The sequence below is a fragment of the Salinispora vitiensis genome (assembly GCF_000378825.1).
Taxonomy (GTDB): Bacteria; Actinomycetota; Actinomycetes; order Mycobacteriales; family Micromonosporaceae; genus Micromonospora; species Micromonospora vitiensis.
Genome location: NZ_KB900388.1, coordinates 1917479 through 1940916, shown reverse-complemented (window position 1 = coordinate 1940916; position 23438 = coordinate 1917479). Strand labels below are relative to the sequence as shown.

21 protein-coding genes and 1 tRNA gene are annotated in these 23438 nt (G+C 68.8%); 16 read left to right on the top strand and 6 right to left on the bottom strand.

The genetic code is table 11. The features are described 5' to 3' along the window. Nucleotides 1-5: 5 nt before the first annotated feature. Nucleotides 6-857 carry an ABC transporter permease gene (locus tag SALPAC2_RS0108945; RefSeq protein WP_018216317.1) on the bottom strand — a complete coding sequence of 284 codons (852 nt, stop codon included), beginning with the start codon at nt 855-857 and terminating at the stop codon, nt 6-8. Continuing rightward, entirely contained in the window at nt 854-1831 is a 978-nt protein-coding gene (locus SALPAC2_RS0108940; protein WP_018216316.1) for an ABC transporter ATP-binding protein, read from the bottom strand. The genes SALPAC2_RS0108945 and SALPAC2_RS0108940 overlap by 4 nt, the downstream gene beginning before the upstream one ends. Nucleotides 1832-2095: 264 nt before the next feature. On the opposite strand from SALPAC2_RS0108940, the gene SALPAC2_RS0108935 reads away from it, so the two are divergent. From SALPAC2_RS0108935 to SALPAC2_RS0108910, 6 genes are all read left to right on the top strand, one after another. Then, a complete protein-coding gene (locus SALPAC2_RS0108935) occupies nt 2096-2959 on the top strand; it encodes an esterase/lipase family protein (RefSeq protein ID WP_018216315.1) in 864 nt (287 codons plus the stop codon). Between the two features lie 389 nt (nt 2960-3348). Continuing rightward, nucleotides 3349-4797, top strand: a complete 1449-nt coding sequence (gene pyk / locus SALPAC2_RS0108930; RefSeq protein ID WP_026184558.1) for a pyruvate kinase — start codon at nt 3349-3351, stop codon at nt 4795-4797. 52 nt (nt 4798-4849) lie between these two features. Beyond that, nucleotides 4850-5734 (top strand): acyl-CoA thioesterase, encoded by an 885-nt coding sequence (locus SALPAC2_RS0108925; RefSeq protein WP_018216313.1) that lies wholly within the window; start codon nt 4850-4852, stop codon nt 5732-5734. Between the two features lie 419 nt (nt 5735-6153). Further along, on the top strand, nt 6154-6735 hold the full coding sequence (locus SALPAC2_RS0108920; protein WP_018216157.1) for a hypothetical protein: 582 nt from the start codon (nt 6154-6156) through the stop codon (nt 6733-6735). Between the two features lie 187 nt (nt 6736-6922). After that, a complete protein-coding gene (locus SALPAC2_RS0108915; protein WP_018216312.1) occupies nt 6923-7393 on the top strand; it encodes an RrF2 family transcriptional regulator in 471 nt (156 codons plus the stop codon). 147 nt (nt 7394-7540) lie between these two features. Further along, nucleotides 7541-8533 (top strand): sulfite exporter TauE/SafE family protein, encoded by a 993-nt coding sequence (locus SALPAC2_RS0108910; protein ID WP_026184557.1) that lies wholly within the window; start codon nt 7541-7543, stop codon nt 8531-8533. 212 nt (nt 8534-8745) lie between these two features. Here the strand turns inward: SALPAC2_RS0108910 and SALPAC2_RS0108905 are convergent, their stop codons facing one another. Together SALPAC2_RS0108905 and SALPAC2_RS0108900 are read right to left on the bottom strand one after the other, a co-directional pair. Continuing rightward, the gene (locus SALPAC2_RS0108905) at nt 8746-9225 is read right to left on the bottom strand and encodes an Lrp/AsnC family transcriptional regulator (RefSeq protein ID WP_018216310.1); all 480 of its coding nucleotides are present in this window, start codon (nt 9223-9225) and stop codon (nt 8746-8748) included. A gap of 332 nt (nt 9226-9557) precedes the next feature. Further along, nucleotides 9558-9634: transfer RNA gene (locus tag SALPAC2_RS0108900), tRNA-Leu, on the bottom strand. A 99-nt stretch (nt 9635-9733) separates the two neighbouring features. Between SALPAC2_RS0108900 and SALPAC2_RS0108895 the strand changes: the two genes are divergently transcribed. The 7 genes from SALPAC2_RS0108895 (at nt 9734) to polA (ending at nt 18638) form a co-directional block, all read left to right on the top strand. Beyond that, on the top strand, nt 9734-10354 hold the full coding sequence (locus SALPAC2_RS0108895; RefSeq protein ID WP_018216309.1) for an ANTAR domain-containing response regulator: 621 nt from the start codon (nt 9734-9736) through the stop codon (nt 10352-10354). 439 nt (nt 10355-10793) lie between these two features. Continuing rightward, a complete protein-coding gene (locus SALPAC2_RS0108890) occupies nt 10794-11942 on the top strand; it encodes a branched-chain amino acid ABC transporter substrate-binding protein (RefSeq protein WP_018216308.1) in 1149 nt (382 codons plus the stop codon). Between the two features lie 68 nt (nt 11943-12010). Then, on the top strand, nt 12011-12985 hold the full coding sequence (locus SALPAC2_RS0108885; protein ID WP_018216307.1) for a branched-chain amino acid ABC transporter permease: 975 nt from the start codon (nt 12011-12013) through the stop codon (nt 12983-12985). Next, a complete protein-coding gene (locus SALPAC2_RS0108880) occupies nt 12982-14151 on the top strand; it encodes a branched-chain amino acid ABC transporter permease (protein ID WP_033662018.1) in 1170 nt (389 codons plus the stop codon). Before SALPAC2_RS0108885 ends, SALPAC2_RS0108880 begins: the two co-directional genes overlap by 4 nt. Beyond that, complete coding sequence (locus SALPAC2_RS0108875) at nt 14141-15064, top strand: ABC transporter ATP-binding protein (RefSeq protein WP_018216305.1); 924 nt, start codon at nt 14141-14143, stop codon at nt 15062-15064. Before SALPAC2_RS0108880 ends, SALPAC2_RS0108875 begins: the two co-directional genes overlap by 11 nt. Further along, on the top strand, nt 15054-15764 hold the full coding sequence (locus SALPAC2_RS0108870; protein WP_018216304.1) for an ABC transporter ATP-binding protein: 711 nt from the start codon (nt 15054-15056) through the stop codon (nt 15762-15764). Before SALPAC2_RS0108875 ends, SALPAC2_RS0108870 begins: the two co-directional genes overlap by 11 nt. A gap of 174 nt (nt 15765-15938) precedes the next feature. Beyond that, complete coding sequence (polA, locus tag SALPAC2_RS0108865) at nt 15939-18638, top strand: DNA polymerase I (protein WP_018216303.1); 2700 nt, start codon at nt 15939-15941, stop codon at nt 18636-18638. A gap of 8 nt (nt 18639-18646) precedes the next feature. Here polA and SALPAC2_RS0108860 read toward each other — a convergent pair whose 3' ends face one another. Next, entirely contained in the window at nt 18647-19078 is a 432-nt protein-coding gene (locus SALPAC2_RS0108860; protein ID WP_018216302.1) for a DUF3140 domain-containing protein, read from the bottom strand. Nucleotides 19079-19219: 141 nt separating this feature from the next. Here SALPAC2_RS0108860 and SALPAC2_RS0108855 point away from each other — a divergent pair, with 141 nt between their 5' ends. Then, nucleotides 19220-19909, top strand: coding sequence for a helix-turn-helix domain-containing protein (locus tag SALPAC2_RS0108855; RefSeq protein WP_018216301.1), 690 nt, complete (start codon nt 19220-19222; stop codon nt 19907-19909). Here the strand turns inward: SALPAC2_RS0108855 and SALPAC2_RS0108850 are convergent. Continuing rightward, a complete protein-coding gene (locus SALPAC2_RS0108850; RefSeq protein WP_018216300.1) occupies nt 19906-20484 on the bottom strand; it encodes a dihydrofolate reductase family protein in 579 nt (192 codons plus the stop codon). The genes SALPAC2_RS0108855 and SALPAC2_RS0108850 overlap by 4 nt on opposite strands. Before the next feature lie 218 nt (nt 20485-20702). On the opposite strand from SALPAC2_RS0108850, the gene SALPAC2_RS0108845 reads away from it, so the two are divergent. Further along, complete coding sequence (locus SALPAC2_RS0108845; RefSeq protein ID WP_026184556.1) at nt 20703-21512, top strand: class I SAM-dependent methyltransferase; 810 nt, start codon at nt 20703-20705, stop codon at nt 21510-21512. A 219-nt stretch (nt 21513-21731) separates the two neighbouring features. Then, nucleotides 21732-23312 carry a 30S ribosomal protein S1 gene (gene rpsA / locus SALPAC2_RS0108840; RefSeq protein ID WP_018216298.1) on the top strand — a complete coding sequence of 527 codons (1581 nt, stop codon included), beginning with the start codon at nt 21732-21734 and terminating at the stop codon, nt 23310-23312. Nucleotides 23313-23438: the final 126 nt, after the last annotated feature.

The following is a 23438-nucleotide window of genomic DNA, read 5'->3' as shown; positions in this document are numbered from 1 at the left end:
CCCTCTCATCCGACCCGCTGCATGGCCTGCTCCCGTCGGGCCGCGACCCGCGAGCCGGACTCCCGGCGGGCCATCCGTCGCAGCAGCACCGGCGCCAGCACGAATCCGAGCACCGCCCACGCCCCGAGGACGGCGACCATCTCCAGATGGCGCCAGGACGCGCCGATCTCGACCGCCGCCAGGTCGGCCGGAAGCAGCGCGGAACGCATGCCCAAGCCTAGCCAGTAGAGCGGGAAGACCTGGGCGGTGCCCTGGAGCCAGCCGGGCAGGCCGTCGATCGGGTAGAAGATGCCGGAGACGCCGATGAGACCCATCATCGGTAGCACCACCAGCCCCGTGTTGCGCGGGTTCTCGATCAGGGAGCCGATCATCGCGCCCAGCGGGAGCGTCGCCGCCAGCCCGAGCGGCACCAGCCAGGCCAGGGTGAGCCAGGCACTGGCGTCGCCCAGCCGGAGTCCGTCCAGGAAGAACACCCCGGGGGCCAGTTGGATGATCAGACCGATCATCGCGACCGACGAGACCAGCACCAGCTTGCCGACCAGGTAGCCGAGCATCCCGTTCGGAATGGCCTTGGCCCGCAGCAGGGTGCCGTCCTCCCGGTCCACGACGAGATGCTGGGCCAGCCCGAGCAGCCCGAGGAAGAGCAGGCCCATGCCGAGCGCGCTGGGCAGCGTGCGCGCGCCGAGGGAGAAGTCGGTGCCGGGCACGGTCGCCCCGCGCATGAAGAAGACGGCGACCAGCAGCACCAGCGTGGGGAAGAAGTAGCTCCACAGATCCTGGGCGTTGGTGAAGGTGCTGCGCAACTCGATGGCCCCGCGCCGCAGGCCGACCCGGAGTGCGGTGGTCTTCGGGTTCATCGGGTCTCCTCCTGCTGCTGCCACACCCGTTCGGCCCAGCCGGTACGGATCCCGGTCTCCTCCTCGTGCACCAGGGCCAGGTACGCGTCCTCCAGGTTGGCTCGGCGTACCTCCAGTTCCTGTACCCGGTCGCCGTGCTCGCGGAGCAGGTCCCGCAGGAAGCCGGTGGCGTCCATGGTGGCGTGTACGTGGCGTTGACCGTCGCAGGTCCAGCGGATCTCCGCATCGGTGGTCAGTCGGCGGGAGAGCTGGTCCGGCGAGCCTTGGGCGATGATCCGCCCGTTGGCCAGGATGACGATCAGGTCGGCGAGCTTCTCCGCCTCGGCCAGGTCGTGGGTGGTCAGCAGGATGGTGGTGTGGTCCAGGTCGGCGAGGCGGTGCACGAGCTCGTGGAACTCGCGTCGCGCCGCTGGGTCGAGGCCGACCGTCGGCTCGTCCAGGAAGAGCAGCTCTGGCCGGCCCACGATGCCGACCGCCACGTCGAGCCGCCGCCGTTGCCCGCCGGAGAGCCGGGACACCCGAGCGTTGGCGTGTGCGGTCAGCCCGACGGCCGCCAGCAGGTCGTCCACCGGCCACGGGCGTTGGATCTGGTCGGTCGCGTACGGCGTGTAGTAGTCGCCGAGGTGGGAGAGGAGGTCCCGGACCCGCCACCGGCCGTGGTCCCGCCAGGACTGGAGCACCACGCCGATCTGGGCGCGCCACCGCTCGTCGCCGTGGGCGGGGTCAACGCCGAGCACCCGGACCGAGCCGGCTGAGGGGAGCCGGAACCCCTCCAGGATCTCGATGGTGGTGGTCTTGCCGGCGCCGTTCGGCCCGAGCAGCGCGATTACCTCCCCTCGCTGGGCGGTGAGGTCGATCCCGTTCAGTACGTCCACGGTGCCGTAGCGCATGCGCAGGTCTCGAACGTCGAGGACCAGCTGGTCGTCGGGGTTTCGGGGGGCCGCGACAGCCTCCGGCCGTTCGACTGTAGTCATGCTCTTGAAGATAGCACCTGTACTACAGGTCTAGGTATAAAAACTCTCCCCTGGAAGGGCTGTGTCCTCGCCGTGGCGCGGGTGGCTCCGTGGGTTGTCTCCCTTATGGGGCCTATGCCTAAGTGGCCGGAGTGTGCCGTTGATGGAACAACAGGTTACCGGGAGGTAGCTAGCCATTGACGAATGAGAATTTCTGCCCGCATCATCGTTCGCACCGGTCGATCGGACTCGTACCGCACCCACCACCCTCATGGAGGTGCAGCCATGTTGCTTCGAAAGACCGCTGTCGTGCTCGCGTTCGCGCTCGGTGCCACGCTCACCGTCCCTGGTGTCGCCGCCAGCGCGGCACCCGCCGTCCCGAACGGCGCCGCCAGTGCGGCACCCGCCGGTGCTGCGGCGGAGCAAACGTCCACCCACACCGCACCGGAGAGCAGTTCCGGTGCCGCCGCAGCTGACCCGACCACGGCGACCGGCAACCCGGTGATCATCGTCGGTGGGTTGAGCGGTTTCGCCTTCGCGTACGAGCCGCTCGCCGCGCGTCTGGGCGCCGACGGGTTCCGACCGTTTATCTATGAACTGCCGGGGCTGGGCTTCGGCGACATCCCGACCTCGGCCCGTGCCTTTGCCGACTACGTCGATCAGGTTCGCGCCACCACCGGTGCCAGCCGGGTGGATCTGGTGGGGCACTCCGAGGGGGGCATTGTGGCCCGCTACTACCTGAAGCGGCTCGGTGGCACCGGAGCCGTCGACCGGTACGTCAGTCTCGGCAGCCCCCACTACGGGACGTACCTGGCCAACATCGCCGCCTTCCTCGGGCTTGGCGACTGCGCCGGAGTGGTGGCCTGTCAGCAGATGACGATCGGTTCGGACTTCCTCGCCGACCTCAACGCCGGCGACGACACCCCCGGCTCGGTCAGCTACACCACGATCCGTACGTGGCAGGACGAGTTGGTGCGGCCGGTGGGCAACGCCGCGCTGGCTGACGGGGCGAACAACGTACTGATCCAGTCCTGGTGTCCGCTGCGGCTGGTCGGGCACCTCGGGCTGGCGCTGGACGGGACCACCTACACGGTGATTCGGCAGGCGCTGCGCGACCAGTCGACTCGCCCCAACTGCTGGGCTGTCTAGGAACAACTCCCGGTGGGGCGGTCGGTTCGCCGACCGCCCCGCCGGGCTGTGCCGGCTGGCCCGGTTGTCTCCCCGGCGCGTGTTGCCTCCCGGCCCCGCACCAAGCTGCTTCGGCCCTCCCGAGGCGTGCGTTTCCCCGGTCGCAGTGGGGTGGAGAACGGAAAAACCAGCGATCGAGGTCGAATGTCTCCGCGCTGTTCACCCATGCCTTTCGGTCGGGCTTACCGCGGGCGGTACGATCTCGGGGCGCGCGGTCGCCGACGCCCGCCCCCCCACGACGTTCCCGGCGGTTATCCACTGCCGGCCGTGCAGCCGCGCAACGTCGGAGAACGTGTTCGCATTGCGAAAGGGGTCGGCCCGCGGACCGGCCCGGAGGAGAGATTAGCCTGATGGGCGTGACACGCCGCGCAAAGATTGTTTGCACACTTGGCCCTGCCGTCTCCTCGCCGGAGCGCATTCGTGGCCTGGTTGAGGCCGGAATGGATGTGGCGAGGCTCAACTTTAGCCACGGCAGCCATGCCGATCACGAGGCGGTTTGCCGGCTGGTTCGGGAGGCGGCCGAGGCAGCGGGGAGGCCGGTCGCGGTTCTCGCCGATCTCCAGGGTCCCAAGATCCGGCTCGGCCGGTTCGCCGACGGACCGCACGAGTGGCGCACCGGTGACTCGGTGGTCATCACCAGCGATGACATCCTCGGCACCCGGGACCGGGTCGCCTGCACCTACCGGAAACTGCCCGAGGAGGTGAAGCCCGGCGACCGGCTGCTGATCGACGACGGCCGGGTCGCGGTCGAGGTCACCGACGTCTCCGGCAGCGACATCCGTTGCCTGGTCACCGAGGGCGGGCCGGTCTCCAACAACAAGGGCGTGTCGCTGCCGAACGTGGCGGTCAGCGTCCCGGCGCTCTCGGAGAAAGACACCGCGGACCTGCGGTTCGCCCTCGGCCTCGGTGTCGACCTGGTGGCGCTCTCCTTCGTCCGCTCCGCCGACGACATCAAGCTGGTCCACGCCATCATGGCCGAGGAGGGCGTGCACCGGCCGGTGCTGGCCAAGGTGGAGAAGCCGGAGGCTGTGGAGCAGCTCGGGGCGATCGTCCTGGCCTTCGACGGGATCATGGTGGCCCGGGGTGACCTCGGCGTGGAGATGCCGCTGGACCAGGTGCCCCTGGTCCAGAAGCGCGCGGTGCAGCTCTGCCGGGAGAACGCCAAGCCGGTGATCGTCGCCACCCAGATGCTTGACTCCATGATTGAGAACTCCCGGCCCACCCGTGCCGAGGCCTCCGATGTGGCCAATGCCGTGCTGGATGGTGCGGACGCGGTGATGCTCTCCGGTGAGACCAGCGTAGGAAAGTACCCGGTGCTCACCGTGAGCACCATGGCAAAGATCGTGGCGACGACGGAAGCGGGCTCGATCTCGGTGCCCCGGCTCCAGCACGACCCGCGTACCCATGGGGGCGCGCTCACCGTCGCCGCGTCGTCGATCGCCCGGGCGATCGACGCCAAGGCCCTGGTGGCGTTCTCGCAGACCGGCGACACCGTCCGGCGGCTCTCCCGGCTGCACTGCGACCTGCCGTTGCTCGCCTTCACCCCGGTGTCAGAGGTACGCAACCAGCTCGCTCTCTCCTGGGGTGTACAGACGTTCCTGATGCCCTTCGTTGAGCACACCGACGCCATGTTCCGGCAGGTTGACGAGGCGCTGCTCGGCCTCGGCCTAGCCAACCCCGGCGAATACGTCGTGATCGTCGCCGGTAGCCCGCCCGGAACCCCCGGCTCGACCAACACCCTGCGTGTGCACCAGCTCGGGTCGCTGGTTGATCTCGCTGCGGCCCGGGCGCTCCAGTGAGCCTCCGGAGCGAGCCGGGCTCGCGATCCCCGCGGTCGCGACGGGAGGTCCGGTGAGCGAGTCCGGTGCGGTGGTCGGTCAGGCCGCGGTCGATCAGCTGCTGGAGGTGCTGGACCTCAGCCCGACCGGCGAGCGAAGCTTCCGGGGGATGAGCCCGCAGGTCGGCCCGCAGCGGGTGTACGGGGGGCAGGTCGCCGGTCAGGCGTTGGTCGCCGCCGGGCGGACGGTCGATTCGGAGCGCTCCGTGCACTCCCTGCACGGCTACTTCGTGCGACCCGGGGATCCGAGTGAGCCCATCGACTATCAGGTCGAGTGCGTCCGTGACGGTCGTTCCTTCTCCGTCCGCCGGTCAGTGGCGCTGCAGCACGACAAACCGATCTTCTTCATGTCGGCGTCCTTCCAGCGTCAGGAGGAGGGGCTGGACCACCACGCGCCCGCCCCGCCGGACGTGCCCGGCCCGGACGAGGTACCGACGATGAGCGACCGGCTCGCCCGCTACCCGGAACGGCTGGGCATCTGGGCGCTGATCCCCCGGCCGATCGATGTCCGCTATGTCGGCGAGCCCGGCTGGGTGCGCCCTGGTGACCGTCCGGCCGAGCCGAACCAGCGGGTGTGGATGCGGATCGACGGCAAACTCCCGGATGATCCGCTGCTGCACGCCTGTGCGCTGACGTATGCCTCTGACCTCACCCTGCTGGACTCGGTGCTTTCGGTGCACGGAGAGGTGTGGGGGCCCGGCGGGGTGGTGGGCGCAAGTCTCGATCACGCCCTCTGGTTCCATCGGTCGTTCCGCGCCGACGAGTGGTTCCTCTACGACTGCTGGAGCCCGTCGGCGTCCGGAGCGCGCGGGTTGGCGACCGGTCGGATGTTCACCCGGGACGGCCGGCAGATCGCCAGCTCGGTGCAGGAGGGCCTGCTGCGTAAGGTCGGGGCCTGACGCGTTTGCTTCCCGGGGGAGGGCCGGCCCTTTCCACCGATCGATCGGTGGAAAGGGCCGGCCCGACCGTTCACCACGATGACGCCGACTCGGTGGGTTTATGCCGGTTTGGGGTGTGGTCGGGAGCGCGATGGTGGCGGAATCTCGGCGGGCGTGGGGGCGTTACATCTTGCGTACGGCCGTGGAGGTGGCCCGCTCGGGCGGGTGACACCGGGTGCGGGTCGCCGGGAATGTTGGTGGCCGGGCGGTCGTTACATCTGGACCCGGCGCCGTGTGTGCCCCCTGTGAGGCCCTGCGGTCGCCGACCCCCTCTTCTTTCTTTTCTTTGAGCGCCGGACGGTGCTTGCACCCCTCTTTTGCCGCCTGATCCCCCCTTTTTCGGGCGTGTGGGGTGTCGACCCCCGAATGGAGCAACCCCCATGAACACGATTCTGCGTCGTAGTGTCCTTGGTATCGCTGGTCTGGCCCTGTCCACCGGTGTCGTCGCCGGCCCCCTGGCCACCCTGACCGACACCACCCCCGCAGCGGCTGCCGCTGCGGTGCGGGCCGACAAGCCCGACATGGACACGCTGATCCCGCACGGCACCCAGGGTGAGCAGTCGCGCATCGACCTGGGCGACGAGCAGACCGGCAACGTGAAGGCCATCATCGAGGCCACGAAGAAGGCCGGCATGGACGAGCGNGCCGCCGTCGTGGCCATCGGTACCAGCTTGCAGGAGTCGAAGCTGGAGAACCTGGGACACCTGGGTGACCGTAACGACCACGACTCGCAGGGCCTGTTCCAGCAGCGCCCCTCCTCCGGTTGGGGCAGCGTGGAGCAGATCACCGACCCCGAGTACTCCACCACCGCCTTCCTCAAGGGTTTGAAGCAGGTCGAGGGCTGGCAGGAACTGCCCCTGACCGAAGCCGCCCAGAAGGTCCAGGTGTCGGCGTACCCGTTCCACTACGCCCAGTGGGAAACCCAGGCCGCCGACCTCGTCGCCGAGCACTGGACCAGCTGACCCCACCGCACACCACAAACCCCCACCCGCAGACCTGACCCACACAAGGGGGAAAGAAACTGTTCGCCGGCACCCGAAACCGGGTGCCGGCCAACAGCCATGTCCGGGCCTCACGGCGCCGGCTTTCGGCTCGGTGGGGCCCGAGGATGGTCGGTTGTTCGTGGCAGAGCCGGCTAGCCTGTCAGCCATGCGTCTCTCCGCCCGGGTCGACTACGCCCTTCGCGCGGTCGCCGAGCTCGCCTCCGCGACCGGCGGTGCCTCGACCGACCGAGGGCGGTTCGTGACCGCCGAACAGATCGCCCGAGCCCAGGAGATCCCGCCGAAGTTCCTGGAGAGCATCCTGTTGCAGCTGCGTCGGGGCGGTGTGGTGCAGGCCCAGCGGGGCCCGGAGGGAGGCTACTGGCTGGCGCGGCCGGCGGGCGAGATCTCCCTCGCCGAGGTGATTCGGGTGATCGATGGTCCGCTGGCCCACGTCCGTGGGCAGCGCCCGGAGCAACTCGGTTACCACGGTGCCGCGCGCGCCTTGCAGGATGTCTGGATCGCCCTGCGGGCAAGCGAACGCCAGATCCTTGAGCTGGTCACCGTAGCCGACGTGGCCGACGGTGCCCTTCCCGAGCGGGTTACCGACCTGGTCGCCGATCCGCGCGCCTGGACCTGACCCCGTGCCGGACCTGACCCGCACCTGAACCTGACCCGCGCCTGGAGCTGAGTCCTGATTCGCCGTTGAACAATGTTGACCCAGGCCCCACTCATCCCGCATTGTCGACCAAGTCGATAGGAGATATCAGAAAACTAGGGAGGCGTGGTGCGTAAGCTGCTGGTCCTCGCGTTCGTAGGGTTGGCCGCGCAGCTCGTGGACGGTGCCCTTGGCATGGCATATGGGCTGACCTCCTCGACGCTGCTGTTACTCGCCGGAATCGCACCGGCGGCCGCCTCCGCATCGGTGCACCTCGCCGAGGTGGGTACCACGTTCGCGGCGGGCGTGGCGCACTGGCGGTTCGGCAACGTCGACTGGCGCGTCGTTGGGCGTATCGCCGTGCCCGGTGCCCTCGGCGCGTTTGCCGGGGCTACTTTTCTGTCTGCTCTCTCCACCGCTGCCGCCGCGCCCTGGATGGCGGCAATCTTGTTCACCCTCGGCGCATACCTGCTGGTGCGGTTCGCCCGACCGCTGCGCACCGAGCGACGGGCGGGCCGGCTGCGCAGCCGCTTCCTCAGCCCCCTAGGGCTGGTCGCCGGCTTCGTTGATGCCACCGGCGGCGGGGGATGGGGTCCGGTGGCAACCCCCGCGCTGCTGGTCAGCGGGCGACTGGAACCTCGCAGGGTGATCGGATCGGTGGACACCGCCGAGTTTCTCGTCGCCGGTGCGGCCAGCGTCGGCTTCCTGATCGGGCTCGGTTCGGAGGGCTTTCTGCTACCGATGGTGCTCGCCCTACTGGCCGGTGGTCTGATCGCAGCACCGGTGGCCGCCTGGCTGGTGCGCCTCGTCCCGGCCCAACTGCTCGGTGCGGCGGTCGGAGGTGTGATTGTGCTAACCAACGCTCGTACCCTGATGCGCGCCCTCGATCTCAGTGCGGGGGTGCGACCTGTGGGGTACGCCCTGCTGGCGCTCGCCTGGGGGGTCGCGTTCGCGTTCGCGCTCCGGGCCTTGCTACGCGCCCGTCGGGCCCGGACCGTCGTCGCTGTTGCCCGCAGCGCCACGCCGTCCGGGGGTGCGGACACCGCTGAGCCGCCCGGCGGTGACGTCGCCACCGAAGCGTCCCGCGAGGGGACGGTGGCCGGCTCTGAGCCGGTCCGGTAGCGCTCGTGGGGCGTGGGAGGGAGTGAGGCACCGGACCAGCTTCGCGGAATCCGTCGACGCCGGCCCGGTGCACCACAACTTGGCAGCTCCCGACCCGTCCCGACCGGGAGTGCCAACCACCACCGGAACTAAAACTAGGCGGGGTCCGCGTCCCCGGCGTGACAGGGAGGTGAAGATCCTGTTTCGGCGTGTAGCCAGGGCTGTGATCCGTCTTACCCCAGGCCCCGCGCCTGTTCGAAGATCAGGCTGGTCTGGGTGTGCTGCACCGCCGGATCGACTGCCAGGTGGTCGAGCACGAAGTCCCGCAGCGCTTCCGCCGATGCCGCCCGGACATGCAGCACGTAGTCGTCCGCGCCCGCCACGTGGAACACCGCCACCATCCCCGGTAGGCGTACTGATCGGGCTCGGAAGGCGTCTACCACGGCCCGGTCGTGGGCGGCGAGCCGTACCGAGATCAGCGCCTGTACCGGCAGGCCAATCGCCGCCGGATCCACCTCGGCGTGGAAGCCGCGGATCGCCCCGCATCCGTGTAGCGCCCGGGTCCGCGCGAGGCAGGTCGACGGCGCCACCCCTACCCGCTCGGCGAGGGCGTTGTTGGGGAGGCGGCCGTCCGCGGCCAACTCCGCCAGGATCGCGCGGTCGGTGTCATCAAGGCTCGCGTAGGGCGGTGTCGGATTCGGGGAAGAGGACATAGCGCCATCCTTCCGGGAATCTATGCGAGTTTCAACGTACCGTTGCCGAATTTTGTTCGAGCGTAATACTTCTGCATGGCCAAATATTCGAGGGTCGCGGTGCTGGGTGAGCGAGCGCACCCGGCGGTGGACTGGTGCGGCTGTCGGTTGTCCGGGATGCGGTGGCTGTGCCGACGACGGCTCTGGCCCGCAGGTGGCCTTCGCGCTGAGCCGGAGCGGGCGTGCCGCCTGGCTGCATCGCCCTGCCGCGGCTGCGGGTACCACTGCCGGGGTTACGGGCCACAGCTTGACACCGCTCGCGATTCGCCAACCGTCACCCACGCGACGGTTGGTGGTGTCCCCGGTGGGATTCGAACCCACACTGTCGGAGGTTTGAGCTCCGTTTCTCTACCGGTTGGAATACGGGGACAGCGGCGCCGACAGCCTCGGTGTCGGGTCATAGAGTACCCACTACGCTAAGGGGCGCGGCACCCGGTCGGGTGTCGGTACGGACTGGTGGGAGTTGCTCGTGGCCGAGACGCAGACGGACGCCGAGCGTCGGCGGGTACTGATCGCCGAGGACGAGGCGCTCATCCGGCTGGATCTCGCCGAGATGCTCGTCGAGGAAGGCTACGAGGTCGTCGGCGAGGCCGGTGACGGTGAGACGGCCGTCCGGCTCGCCCAGGAGCTCAAGCCGGACCTGGTCATCCTCGACATCAAGATGCCCATTATGGATGGGCTCGCCGCTGCCGAGCGGATCGCCGGCGAGCGGATTGCTCCGGTCATCATCCTGACCGCCTTCAGCCAGCGGGATCTGGTGGAGCGGGCACGGGCGGCCGGTGCGATGGCGTACCTGGTCAAGCCCTTCCAAAAGAGTGACCTGGTCCCGGCGGTGGAGATCGCGTTGTCGCGCTACTCGGAGGTCGCCGCCCTGGAGGCGGAGGTTGCTGGCCTCACCGACCGGCTGGAGGTACGTAAGGTCATCGAGCGCGCCAAGGGTGCGTTGATGACCACGTACGGGATGACCGAGCCGCAGGCCTTCAAGTGGATCCAGCGCACCGCGATGGACCACCGGATGACCATGAAAGAGGTCGCCGAGCGGATTCTCCAGGAGACCGCCGGCGGCGAGGTGCCCCGTCCGGCGCAGTAGGTCCGGTCCTTCTCCTTCTCCTCCCTCCCTCCCCGGCGGTCGCTGCGGCCAGGGCTGGCGCCGCCGTGGCGTTCCGTCCGCTCGGGGTATGCACCCCGGCGCGGATCGGCGCCGCGGTTGATCTTTTCCTCCCATCGGGTCGATTGATGCCGGTGTTGCTGGTCGTGGCCGGCTGCGCTGGTCATCGCGGGTGTGCGCGCGGCCTCGGGTCAGCTGTGAAGGATGTTGCGGGTTGGGGTCGTATTGGCGTTTGTATTCGTAACGGTTTGACAAGCGTGGCTTCGAGGGCTTCCGGGACCGTTTCTCGACCCAGTACGCTCCGCCATCACGAGCCGTAGCAGGTGTGCGGGCTCACATCGAGGTGGGGAGGCTGCCGTACCGATGCGGTCGCCTGCCTCGGGCGTGCTCGAGCTCCTGCAACTGGAGGAGGTCTATAGCCGTGAGGCGTAAGTACGTACGGGCGCTCGGCGCCATTGGGTTGTCCGCAGCCCTCATCGGCGCTGCGGGCTGTCAGGCGGAGGAGGAAAACTCCGCCGGCGGCAATGACTGCGGTGGCAAGATCGCCATCTTCGGTGCCTTCAGTGGCCCGAACTCGGGTCTGGTGATCCCGTCGCGTGACGGCGCACTGCTTGCGGTGAAGAAGCACAACGAGGCGAACCCGGACTGCGAGGTGGAGCTGCAGGAGTTCGACACCCAGGGCGACCCGACGCAGGCCACGCCGGTCGCGAACCAGGTCACCGGCGACGAGTCCTTCCTGGGCGTCATCGGTGGCGCGTTCTCCGGTGAGAGCAAGGCGACGATGGCGGTCTACGAGGCGGCCGGGATGGTGATGGTCAGCCCGTCGGCGACCGCGATCGAGTTGACCGCGGGCGGTAACGAGGTGTTCCACCGGGTGGTCGGTAACGACGCCGTCCAGGGTGCCGCCGCCGCCGTCTACCTTCGAGATGTCGTGCAGGCCAAGAAGGTCTTCGTGATCAATGACGGCACCACCTACGGCGCCGGCATCGCCGACGAGCTGACCAAGTCGCTCGGTGAGTTGGCGGGCGGCACCGACCAGGTGCAGGAGAAGCAGGTCAACTTCGCCGCCACCATCTCGAAGATCAAGGCTGCCGCCCCGGACGCGATCGCCTACGGCGGCTACACGAACGAGGCGGCTCCGCTGGTGAAGCAGCTGCGGGAGGCCGGCATCGCGACGCCCTTCCTCGGCTTCGACGGTCTCTACGACCCGTCCTTCCCGAAGGGTGCCGGAGCCAGCGCCGAGGGTGTGATCGTGACCTGCCCGTGCCTGCCGCCGGACCAGGCCGGTGGCACCTTCGCGGCTGACTTCGAGGCGGAGTACGGCGGACCTCCGGGTTCCTACGGTGCCGAGGGTTTCGACGCCGCGAACGTGTTGATCGAGGGCCTGGCCGAGGGCAACACCACGCGTGCGGATCTGCTGGCGTGGGTCGACTCGTACGACAAGGAGGGGGTCTCGAAGTCCCTCAAGTTCGCCGACAGCGGCGACGTGGACGAGTCCCGGGTGGTGATCTGGGCCTACGAGATCAAGGGCGGTGAGATCACGGCCCAGCAGGAGATCAAGCTCAGCTGAGCCAGGATTGACCGTTGCGCGGCCGGGGCTTTCCCCGGCCGCGCAACGGTGCCAAAGGGGAGAAACCCGTGAATTTCGATGCCTTATTCGGCGACCTAGCCCAGCACACTGTTGATGGCTTGTCCAAGGGGGCGATCTATGCCCTCGTCGCCTTGGGGTACACGCTCGTCTATGGTGTGCTCCGTTTGATCAACTTCGCGCACTCTGAGATCTTCATGGTGGGCACCTTCGCGATCCTCGGTACCTGGTCGTTGCTCGGGGTGGCCGACAACCCGCCGATCGGGATGGCGATCGTCTACCTGCTCATCGGCCTGGTGGTCGGTGCGCTGGCCTCGGGTGCCACCGCGCTCACCGTCGAACGCGTCGCCTACCGGCGACTACGCCGGATGAACGCGCCGCCGCTGATCTTCCTGATCACCGCCATCGGGCTCTCGCTCGTCCTGGTGGAGCTCTTCGCGCTGTGGATGGCCGGGTTCTTCTCGGGGCGCGGATTCACCGAGAACCGACTCGTGATCGGGATTCCGCCGCTGCTGAAGCAGGAGACAGTGCTCTCGGTGGCGGGTGCCGACATCACCAACGTGCAGATCATCATGGTGGTCGCCGCCCTCGTGATGCTCTACGGGTTGGACCAGTTCATCAATCGGACGCGGTACGGCCGTGGCGTACGGGCCGTGGCACAGAGCCCAGACACCGCCGCGCTGATGGGGGTGCACCAGGACCGAGTGATCATGCTGGTCTTCGTCCTGGGTGGTTTGATGGCGGGCGCTGCGGCCCTGTTGTGGAACATGCGGTACGGGATCACCAAGTTCGACATCGGCTTCGTGGTCGGGCTGAAGGCGTTCACCGCGGCGGTGCTCGGTGGTATCGGTAACCTCCGCGGCGCGCTGCTCGGTGGCCTACTACTCGGGGTCATCGAGGTGTACGCGGCGACGTTGACCCGATCCACCTGGGAGGACGTGGCCGCCTTTGTGGTGCTCGTGGTGGTGCTGATCTTCCGCCCGACCGGCCTGCTCGGTGAGTCTCTCGGAAAGGCGAGGGCATGACAGAGGCACTACGACAAATCAACGAGCGGCGCCGACACGTCCTGGGGGGTATGGGGGACCGGTGGCGGGCGCTGCCTCGTTGGCAGCGTTGGCTGACCCTGCTCGCGGGCGTTGCCTTCCTCTACTACCTGCCGTTCCTCGGCGACATCCCGGGAACGAACCTGATCATCCCGGGGCTGGACTGGTTCCGGACCGACTCCATCGACGGCGGCGCCAACTGGGCTGGGGTGCTCTTCGTCTGCGCCCTGTACGTCCTGGTGGCTGTCGGGCTTAACGTCGTGATCGGGCTGGCTGGTCTGCTCGACCTCGGCTACGTCGGCTTCTACGCGGTGGGCGCCTACAGCGTGGCGCTGTTCGGGTCGGCCGAGTCGCCGGTGGTCGGGGCGTTGCAGGAGCAGTTCGGCCTCTCCTCGGACTGGGCGATCGCGTGGGCGATCTGCATCCCGATCGCGTTGGCCTTCTCGTTGGTCGCGGGAGTTCTGCTCGGCTGGCCGACGCTGCGGCTTCGGGGCGACTACCTGGCCATCGTGACGTTGGGCTTCGGCGAGATCATTCGGATCGTCGCGAAGAACTCGGGGTGGGCCGGCGAGGCGCAGGGCGTGCCCGGCATTCCCGGCCCGGAGGGCCCACCGTCGCCCGACAACAAGGTCTTCGGACTGCTCGACATCAAGCCCTGGTACTGGCTGGCGTTGAGCGTGGTGCTGGTGATGGTCCTGCTGGTGCGGCGGCTGGAGCACAGCCGGGTGGGGCGGTCGTGGCTGGCCATCCGGGAGGACGAGGACGCCGCCGCGGTGATGGGCGTCTACCCGTTCAAGTTCAAGCTGTGGGCGTTCGCCATCGGTGCCGCCCTGGGTGGGTTCTCCGGCCTGCTCTTCGCCAGCCGGTCGGCCTTCATTCAACCCGAGACCTTCAACGTCCAGCTCTCCATCCTGTTCGTCGCGATGGTGGTGGTCGGTGGCTCCGGCAACATGGCGGGTGTCGCGGTCGGTGCCTTCCTGCTCGCGTACCTGCCGGAGCGGTTCCGCGACTTCTCGGAGTACCGGGTCCTCGCCTTCGGCCTAGCATTGGTACTCATCATGCTGCTGCGCCCGCAGGGTCTGTTGCCGAGTCGGCGACGAACACGCGAGTTGCAGGACAGGGCGAAGGAGCCGGCAAATGTTGCCTAAGCAGAAGACATCGCCCGAGGACGCCGCCAAGCCCGAGGTGCTGCTCGAGGTGGACGGGGTGACCCTCCGCTTCGGCGGTGTGGTGGCGCTCGACGATCTGAGTTTCAACCTGTACAAGGGTGAGATCCTCGGGCTCATCGGTCCGAACGGGGCCGGCAAGACCACCTGCTTCAACGCGATGACCGGCGTCTACCGGCCGACCTCTGGTGCGGTCCGGTTCGACGGACAGCAGGTCAGCGGACGGAAGCCGCACCGGATCAACCAGATGGGAATCGCCCGGACGTTCCAGAACATCCGGCTCTTCCCGGAGATGACCGCGCTGGAGAACGTGCTCGTCGGTGCGGACTCCCAGCACCGCACCAGTGTGGTCGGTGCGTTGTTCCGGCTGTACCGGGTCAAGCCGAAGCCGGAGGAGCTGCCCACGGTCGATTCGGCCAACGGCCTGGTGCGGCTGTGGCAGCAGGTTCGCCGCTCCTCGGCCCAGGTGTTCGGCATCTCGCGGCACACGCTCGAGGAACGGGCCGGCGAGCGTAAGGCGTACGAGCTGCTGAGCTTCGTCGGCATTGACGACCGCGCCAATGACCTGGCCCGCAACCTCCCGTACGGCTACCAACGCCGGTTGGAGATCGCGCGGGCGCTGGCCACCGAGCCGAAGTTGCTCTGCCTGGACGAGCCGGCCGCCGGATTCAACCCGGCGGAGAAGGAGGAACTCCTCGAACTGATCCGCAAGATCCGGGATCGCGGTTTCACGGTGCTGCTCATTGAGCACGACATGCGCCTCGTCATGGGGGTCACCGACCGGATCGTGGTGCTGGAGTTCGGTAAGAAGATCGCCGAGGGGGCGCCCGCCGAGGTGCGGGACAACCCGAAGGTGATCGCGGCGTACCTGGGGGAGCCCGCAGATGCTGCTTGAGATTGACGATCTGACCCTCCGGTACGGCCGGATCGAGGCGCTGCACGGGATCAGCCTGCATGTGAACGAGGGTGAGGTGGTAGCCCTCATCGGCGCGAACGGCGCGGGTAAGACCACCACCATGCGGGCGATCTCCGGACTCCGGCCGGTGAGCCGGGGAGCGATCCGCTTCAACGGGGAGGACATCACCAACCTCCGAGCCGACCTGCGGGTACGGCGGGGGGTCTGCCAGGCGCCCGAGGGGCGGGGCATCTTCCCGGGTATGACGGTCCTGGACAACCTCGACATGGGGGCGTACACCCGTCGGGACAGTGCGGGGATCGCCGCCGACCTGGAGCGGGTGTTCGAGCTGTTTCCGCGGTTGGCGGAGCGGCGTCGTCAGCTGGGGGGAACGCTCTCCGGTGGCGAACAGCAGATGCTCGCGGTCGGTCGGGCCTTGATGGCTCGGCCGAAGTTGCTGCTGTTGGATGAGCCGTCGATGGGGCTCGCCCCGATGATCATTCAACAGATCTTCGACATCATCGTGGAGATCAACCAGCAGGGCACCACGGTCCTGCTGGTGGAGCAGAACGCCCAGCAGGCGCTTTCCCGGGCACACCGGGGGTACGTGTTGGAGACCGGCCGGATCGTCAAGGAGGGGTCCGGCCAGGACCTGCTGCACGACCCATCGGTCAAGGAGGCGTATCTGGGCGTCGCCTGATCGGCGGCGCTGCCCACGCGGCCGGTCGTCCCGCACCGGGACGGCCGGCCGCCCGCCGCGTGCGGGTCCGGCTCAGCTCCACGCAGCGGGTGGCCGGGCCCGGCGTGACTTTCCGCGCCGGCGCCCCGGTGCCGCCGCCCGGCCCTGTCGGCGGCACGGACTAGAGTCGCCACCGTGACAGCCACGAAGCCGCGCCTGCTCCTCGTCGACGGACACTCCCTGGCCTACCGGGCGTTCTTCGCCCTGCCGGTCGAGAACTTCTCCACCACGACGGGGCAACCGACCAACGCGGTCTACGGCTTCACCTCCATGTTGATCAACGTTCTCCGGGATGAGCAGCCGACGCACATCGCCGTGGCCTTCGACGTCTCCCGGCACTCCTTCCGCACCGAGAAGTACGCGGCGTACAAAGCTGGCCGCAGCGAGACCCCGACCGACTTCAAGGGCCAGGTCAGCCTGGTCAAGGAGATCCTGGCGGCGTTGCGCGTCCCGGCGGTGGAGATGGCGGGCTACGAGGCGGACGACGTGATCGCCACGCTCACCCGGCAGGCCCGCGAGCAGGGGATGTCGGTCCTGATCACGACCGGAGACCGGGACGCATTCCAACTCGTTGACGACGACGTCACGGTGCTCTACCCCCGCAAGGGCGTCTCTGACCTGGCCCGGATGGACCCGGCTGCGGTGACGGCGAAATACGGGGTGCCGCCGCAGCACTATCGGGACCTCGCCGCGTTGGTGGGCGAGACCAGCGACAACCTGCCCGGCGTCCCGGGCGTCGGTCCGAAGACCGCCGCCAAATGGATCACCGCCTACGGCGGGGTCGAGGGTGTCGTCGCCCGGGCCGACGAGATCAAGGGCAAGGCCGGGGCGAATCTGCGCGAGCGACTCGCCGACGTGATTCGCAATCACGAGCTCAACTGCCTGGTCACCGACCTGGATCTGCCCCTGCCGCTGGCGGAGACCCGCTGGGCGGGCTGGGACCGGGAGGCGGTGCACCAGGTCTTCGACACGCTGGAGTTCCGCATCCTTCGGGATCGGCTCTACCAGTACCTGGACGCGGTTGAGCCGGAAGCCGAGGCGGGTTTTGACCTGGCGGGTGAGCTCCTCGTCGAGCCGGGGGCGCTCGCCACGTGGCTGGGGGAACACGCGGCACCGAACACGCCGGTCGGCCTCGCCGTCACGCTCGACACCGGGCCCAACCGGCGGCACCTCGCCGACGTGACCGGCATGGCGCTGGCGACCGCCGCCGGGGCCGGGGCCTGGTTCGACCCCGGTCGACTCGACGCCGCCGACGAGGCCGCCCTAGCGGGGTGGCTGGCGGATGTGAGCCGTCCGAAGGTGCTGCACGACAGCAAGCCGGCGGTGCTCGCGTTCGCCGCCCGCGGGTGGCCGATCCGGGGCATCACCAGAGACACGCAGATCGCCGCCTACCTGGCCCGGCCCGACCAGCGTTCCTACGACCTGACTGACCTGGCCCTGCGGTATCTGCACCGGGAGCTGCGGGTTGACCTGCCGGAGACCGGCCAGCTCACCCTCGACGGCCTGGGTGATGACGGCGCGGCCGAGCAGAACCTGATGCTGCGGGCTCGGGCCACCCTCGACCTTGCCGACGCCATCGACGCGGAGCTGTCGCGGGACGGGGAGCAGTCGGCCCGGCTGATGGCTGAGGTGGAGCTGCCGCTGATGCGGGTGCTCGCCGGTATGGAGCGCACCGGCATCGCCGCCGACACGCAGTACCTGTCCGAGCTGGAGGCGCACTTCGCCGCAGAGGTGAAGGCCGCCGCGCAGGGCGCGTACGAGGCGGTCGGGCGGGAGTTCAACCTGGGTTCCCCGAAGCAGCTGCAGGAGATCCTCTTCGGCGAGCTGGGGCTACCCAAGACCAAGCGGATCAAGACCGGTTACACCACCGATGCGGACGCCCTGCAGTGGCTACACGGGCAGAACCCGCACCCGGTGCTCGGGCACCTGCTACGGCACCGGGACGTGGCGAAGCTGAAGACCACGGTTGACGGGCTGCTCAAGTCGGTCTCCGACGACGGTCGAATCCACACCACCTTCAACCAGACCGTGGCGGCCACCGGTCGGCTCTCCTCCACCGAGCCGAACCTGCAGAACATTCCGATCCGTACCGAGGAGGGGCGGCGGATCCGTCGGGCCTTCGTGGTCGGCGCCGGGTATGAGAGCCTGCTCACCGCCGACTACAGCCAGATCGAGATGCGGATCATGGCCCACCTCTCGGCGGACGAGGCCCTGATCGACGCCTTCAACTCGGGCCGGGACTTCCATGCCGCCACCGCCTCGTCGGTCTTCCAGGTGCCGGTGGAGGCGGTCACCCCCGACCAGCGGCGCAAGATCAAGGCGATGAACTACGGCCTGGCCTACGGGCTGAGCGCGTTCGGCCTCTCCCAGCAGCTCGGGGTCTCCGCTGAGGAGGCGCGCGGGCTGATGGAGACCTACTTCGCCGGTTTCGGTGGGGTGCGCGACTACCTGCAGGAGGTGGTGGCCCGGGCCCGGCGCGACGGCTACACCGAGAGCGTCCTCGGCCGTCGCCGCTACCTGCCCGACCTGGTCAGCGACAACCGGCAGCGGCGGGAGATGGCCGAGCGGATGGCGCTGAACGCTCCGATCCAGGGCTCTGCCGCCGACATCATCAAGGTGGCGATGATGAACGTGGACGCGGCAGTCCGGGACGCCGGGCTGCGTTCCCGGATGCTGCTCCAGGTGCACGACGAACTGGTCTTCGAGGTGGCCCCCGGGGAGCGGGAGGTGCTGGAGACGCTGGTCCGGCGGGAGATGGGCGGGGCGTACCCGCTGTCCGTGCCGCTGGAGGTGTCGGTCGGCGACGGGCGGGACTGGAACAGCGCCGACCACTGACCGGCCCGCTACCGGCCGGGCCCCCGGCGTTCCTTGGGCGGGGTGCCGTGCCGTCGGAGCGCCTTCCGGGACGGGCCCCCCGGTGGCGGCAGCGGGCCCTTGGCCGGGTCGTGCCCCCAGTTCATCAGGGAGTATCGCCATCGGGTGTCCCGAACGTCGCCACTGGGCCGTTGTGCCATATGTCGGCGGACATAGCCGACAACTTTCCGCATGTGCCGGTAGTCGTCCTCGGAGAGATCGCCCCGTCGACGCCGGAGCAGGTCGAGGATCCGTCGGCCGGAGCGGTGGCCAACCGTCTCGCCGCCCTGGTCGCCCCGTCTTCGCCAGCCCACCTGCTTGGACTTCTCGGTCTCCAGCCATTTCGACAGTTCACCGGGGCGCATGTTCACCGCCGCGGTGAACTCTTGGTAGGTCTGCTGCGGGTCGTTGCGACGGCTCACGGCGTAGCACCTCCCATCCGGTCCGACTTGGAGTACCCGGGCCGGAACTGCGGAAACGGGCCCGACGACGGTGCCCCCGGTTCGCCTCGTTCCGGCCCGGTGAACCAGCGCGGGTACGGTGACCGCCCTTATCCTCCTCAGGTGGCCCTACGACTCCAGACCCGCGCATCCGACTCGTCCTGGATCAACGCCGTCTGGACCGGCACGAGTACGGGGGTCGCGGAGATGACTTCGGTAGCGACGGTCTGTTGGGGCCTGGTGTTCTGGGAGCGGCTGGGTACCGCGTACGCGGCCATCACCGGACCCGAGACGAGGACCAGCGCCGCACCGGTGCCGGAGGGCGCGAGCTTCGTCGGGATCGACTTCGCCGTCGGTACGTCGCTGCGGGCCGTCTCGATGCCGGCTCTGGTGGACGGCGGCGCCGAGCTTCCCGACACCACCCGGCGGACCTTCCGGCTGGCGGGCGCCTGCTGGGAGACCCCCGGCCCGGACGACGCCGAGGCCCTGGTGGACCGCCTGGTCCAAAGCGGAGCCGTAGTCCGTGACCCGATCGTCACCGCGGTCCGCCGAGGCTACCGGCCGTCCGTCTCGCAGCGGACCGTCGAGCGTCGATTCCGAGCGGCAACCGGGCTCACCCAAGGCGCGGTGCGGCAGGTCGAACGGGTACGCGAAGCGGCGGCGCTCTTGGCCGCCGCCACCCCCGTCGCCGATGTCGTCTCCCGGCTCGAGTACGTTGACGAGCCGCACCTGGCCCGAGCGCTGCGCCGGTACGTGGGCCGTACGGCGCGGCAACTCCGTGCGGGCGCGGGCGGCCCGATCGCCCTGGACTAGCGGACGACGTCGTAGAGCAGTTTGACGACACCGTTCGGGTAGGCCTCGCTGTCCCGGAGGTGCAGTACCTGCTTGGCCCGGTCCGCCGTGCTGAACAGACTCTTCCCGGCACCGAGTAGGAGCGGGAAGCTGAGCAGGTGGTACCGGTCGATCAACCCGGCGTCGGAGAGCCGTCGGGCGAGCTCCGCGCTGCCGTGGATGAATATCGCGCCGCCCTCGCTCTGCTTGAGCTTGGCAACCTCGTCGGTCGATCGCAGGATCGTCGTCGATCCCCACCCCGGGACGAGGGCGTCGTCGGGCAGCGTGGTCGAGACGACGTACTTGGGTAGTTCCCGGTAGTCGGCGTGGTCGTCCGAGTCGCGCCAGGTCGGGGCGAACGCCTCGTAGCTTCGGCGGCCGAACATCAGCGCCGAGGTCTCCTGGAGCTCCTCGCCCTTGAGTGAGAAGACCTCGGGTAGGAATTCGATGTCCTTGAAGACCCAACCCCCGCTGCGGTGCTCCTCACCCGGCCCGCCGCCGGGGGAGTCCAAGACGCCGTCGAGCGAGATGAACCCGGTGTAGACCAGCTCACGCATGTCTCGTGCTCCCAGGAGTAGGCGACCAGCGTCACCATGTCGATCGAGCGGCCGTCGCCCTGCTCGCGTGGGATGAACCCATCGAGGAGCCGTGGCGCCCGGCCGGCGCACCGTGGTGGAGCGCGTCGCCGATTGTAGGCAACCGCCACCGGTGGAGTCTTGGACGAAAACGACGGCCGCTGCGTACCCGGGTTTCCGTGATCCGTACCGTTGACAGCATGCAGCAGTCCGAGCCGGCGGTCACCCGTCGGGTGGTGTCAGCGGCTGAGGGGCGGGCGGCGAGCCGACGGTGGTGGGACCAGGACGCCGACAGCTATCAGGCGGAGCACGGTGCGTTCCTCGGGGATGTTGATCTCGTGTGGGGTCCCGAGGGGCTGCGGGAGGCGGAGGCGCGGCTACTCGGTGCCGTCGCCGGGACTCGGGTCCTGGAGTTGGGGTGTGGCGCGGCCGCGGGTTCCCGCTGGCTGGACGGGCAGGGGGCAGAGGTGACGGCCCTCGACCTGTCCGCCGGAATGTTGCGGCAGGCCCGGCTGGCCGCCGAGCGCTCAGGCGTGCGGGTGCCGCTCGTGCAGGCCGACGCCCTGGCGTTGCCGTTCGGGGCGGGCGTCTTCGACACCGTACATTCCGCGTTTGGTGCGGTTCCGTTTGTCGCGGACTCGGCGGCGCTGATGCGTGCGGTGTTTCGGGTGCTGCGACCCGGCGGAGCCTGGGTTTTCGCGGTTACCCATCCACTGCGCTGGGTCTTTCTGGATGACGCTGGCGAGGGCGGCCTGGTCGCGGTGCACTCCTACTTCGACCGCCGCCCTTACGTGGAAGAGGACTCGTCGGGGGCGCCCACCTACATCGAGGCGCACCGTACCATCGGTGATCGGATCCGGGACCTGACCGCCGCCGGCTTTGTTCTTCGCGACCTGGTGGAACCGGAATGGCCGCCGGGGCACGAAGAAACCTGGGGTCAGTGGAGCCCGTTGCGGGGCCGGCTGATCCCGGGCACCGCCATCTTCGTCGCCGAGCGGCCCGCCACCTGATGGCTGGCGTGGTGCCGGTGGGGGCGGTGTGATTCGGGTGACAGGCCGGGCGTGTTATTCGACGAAAATCCGCTTTCGCAGGTGGCGCGATGGTGAGTGGGTGGGAGGCCTTGCACGCTGTGGTAATGCAGAGGGTAGGCTAGACGACGCGCTCGCGGATTGTGTGCCTCGGTAGGGAGCAGGTGCGCGGTCGACGGAGCCACATCATGATCCCGCGCAGTGATCGTTCGGTGTGTCCGGCGGCGGGTCCGTTTGCGCGAACAGGTCACCGCGGCTCACATCCGTGATGACAACCATCCGACCGGAGCAACCGCCCACATGACGAGCAGCATCGAGGCCCCCTCGAGCGCCACCAAGGTCACCGTCGACGATCTCGGAAGCGAAGAGGCTTTCCTCGCCGCGATCGACGAGACCATCAAGTACTTCAATGACGGCGACATTGTCGAAGGCACCGTCGTCAAGGTCGATCGGGACGAGGTCCTGCTCGACATCGGCTACAAGACCGAGGGCGTCATCCCCTCTCGGGAGCTGTCGATCAAGCACGACGTGGACCCCGCCGAGGTCGTCTCGGTCGGTGACCACATTGAGGCCCTTGTTCTCCAGAAGGAGGACAAGGAGGGGCGGCTGATCCTCTCGAAGAAGCGGGCGCAGTACGAGCGCGCCTGGGGCACGATCGAGAAGATCAAGGACGAGGACGGCGTGGTCCGTGGCTCGGTCATCGAGGTGGTCAAGGGCGGCCTGATCCTCGACATCGGGCTGCGCGGCTTCCTGCCGGCCTCCCTGGTCGAGATGCGTCGGGTGCGGGACCTCCAGCCGTACGTCGGCCGCGAGCTCGAGGCCAAGATCATTGAGCTGGACAAGAACCGCAACAACGTGGTCCTGTCCCGCCGGGCCTGGCTCGAGCAGACGCAGTCCGAGGTGCGCACCGAGTTCCTCAACAAGCTGCAGAAGGGGCAGGTCCGGAAGGGCGTTGTCTCCTCGATCGTCAACTTCGGCGCCTTCGTCGACCTGGGCGGCGTGGACGGCCTGGTGCACGTCTCCGAGCTCTCCTGGAAGCACATCGATCACCCGTCCGAGGTGGTCGAGGTGGGCCAGGAGGTCGAGGTCGAGGTCCTCGACGTCGACCTGGACCGCGAGCGGGTCTCGCTGTCGCTGAAGGCGACCCAGGAGGACCCGTGGCGTCAGTTCGCCCGCACCCACGCGATCCAGCAGATCGTGCCCGGTAAGGTCACCAAGTTGGTGCCGTTCGGCGCGTTCGTCCGGGTGGACGACGGTATCGAGGGTCTGGTCCACATCTCCGAGCTGGCCGAGCGCCACGTGGAGATCCCGGAGCAGGTCGTCCAGGTCGGCTCCGAGGTCATGGTCAAGGTCATCGACATCGACCTGGAGCGTCGCCGGATCTCGCTGTCGCTCAAGCAGGCCAACGAGGGCTTCGTCGAGGGCGAGGAGCACTTCGACCCGACCCTCTACGGCATGGCGGCGACCTACGACGCCGAGGGCAACTACATCTACCCCGAGGGCTTCGACCCGGAGACGGGCGAGTGGCTCGAGGGCTACGAGAAGCAGCGCGAGACCTGGGAGCAGCAGTACGCCGAGGCGCGTCAGCGTTGGGAGGCCCACCAGAAGCAGGTGCAGGCATCCCGCGCCGCCGACGCCGAGGCTGCGGCCAACCCGCCGGCCGCCAGCCCGACCACCACGACGACCGCGGCTCCGAGCCGGCAGGCGGAGGAGCCGGCCGGCACCCTCGCCACCGACGAGGCGCTCGCCGCCCTGCGGGAGAAGCTCGCCGGCGGCAAGTGATCCGAGGGCTCTGGGCGCCCTGCGGCGCACCGGAGCCGGTACTGACGACGGGCCCCGTCTCGGTGATCGAAAGATCGCCGGGGCGGGGCTCCGCCGTTTCTGCCGACCGGGGTGAGCCGGGGCGCC

Excerpts from the sequence above, each read along its gene's own strand:
- SALPAC2_RS0108945 (WP_018216317.1), bottom strand. The coding sequence starts at position 857 with ATGAACCCGAAGACCACCGCACTCCGGGTCGGCCTGCGGCGCGGGGCC.
- SALPAC2_RS0108940 (WP_018216316.1), bottom strand. The coding sequence starts at position 1,831 with ATGACTACAGTCGAACGGCCGGAGGCTGTCGCGGCCCCCCGAAACCCC.
- SALPAC2_RS0108935 (WP_018216315.1), top strand. The coding sequence starts at position 2,096 with ATGTTGCTTCGAAAGACCGCTGTCGTGCTCGCGTTCGCGCTCGGTGCC.
- pyk (WP_026184558.1), top strand. The coding sequence starts at position 3,349 with ATGGGCGTGACACGCCGCGCAAAGATTGTTTGCACACTTGGCCCTGCC.
- SALPAC2_RS0108915 (WP_018216312.1), top strand. The coding sequence starts at position 6,923 with ATGCGTCTCTCCGCCCGGGTCGACTACGCCCTTCGCGCGGTCGCCGAG.
- SALPAC2_RS0108905 (WP_018216310.1), bottom strand. The coding sequence starts at position 9,225 with ATGTCCTCTTCCCCGAATCCGACACCGCCCTACGCGAGCCTTGATGAC.
- SALPAC2_RS0108880 (WP_033662018.1), top strand. The coding sequence starts at position 12,982 with ATGACAGAGGCACTACGACAAATCAACGAGCGGCGCCGACACGTCCTG.
- SALPAC2_RS0108875 (WP_018216305.1), top strand. The coding sequence starts at position 14,141 with ATGTTGCCTAAGCAGAAGACATCGCCCGAGGACGCCGCCAAGCCCGAG.
- SALPAC2_RS0108870 (WP_018216304.1), top strand. The coding sequence starts at position 15,054 with ATGCTGCTTGAGATTGACGATCTGACCCTCCGGTACGGCCGGATCGAG.
- SALPAC2_RS0108850 (WP_018216300.1), bottom strand. The coding sequence starts at position 20,484 with ATGCGTGAGCTGGTCTACACCGGGTTCATCTCGCTCGACGGCGTCTTG.
- SALPAC2_RS0108845 (WP_026184556.1), top strand. The coding sequence starts at position 20,703 with ATGCAGCAGTCCGAGCCGGCGGTCACCCGTCGGGTGGTGTCAGCGGCT.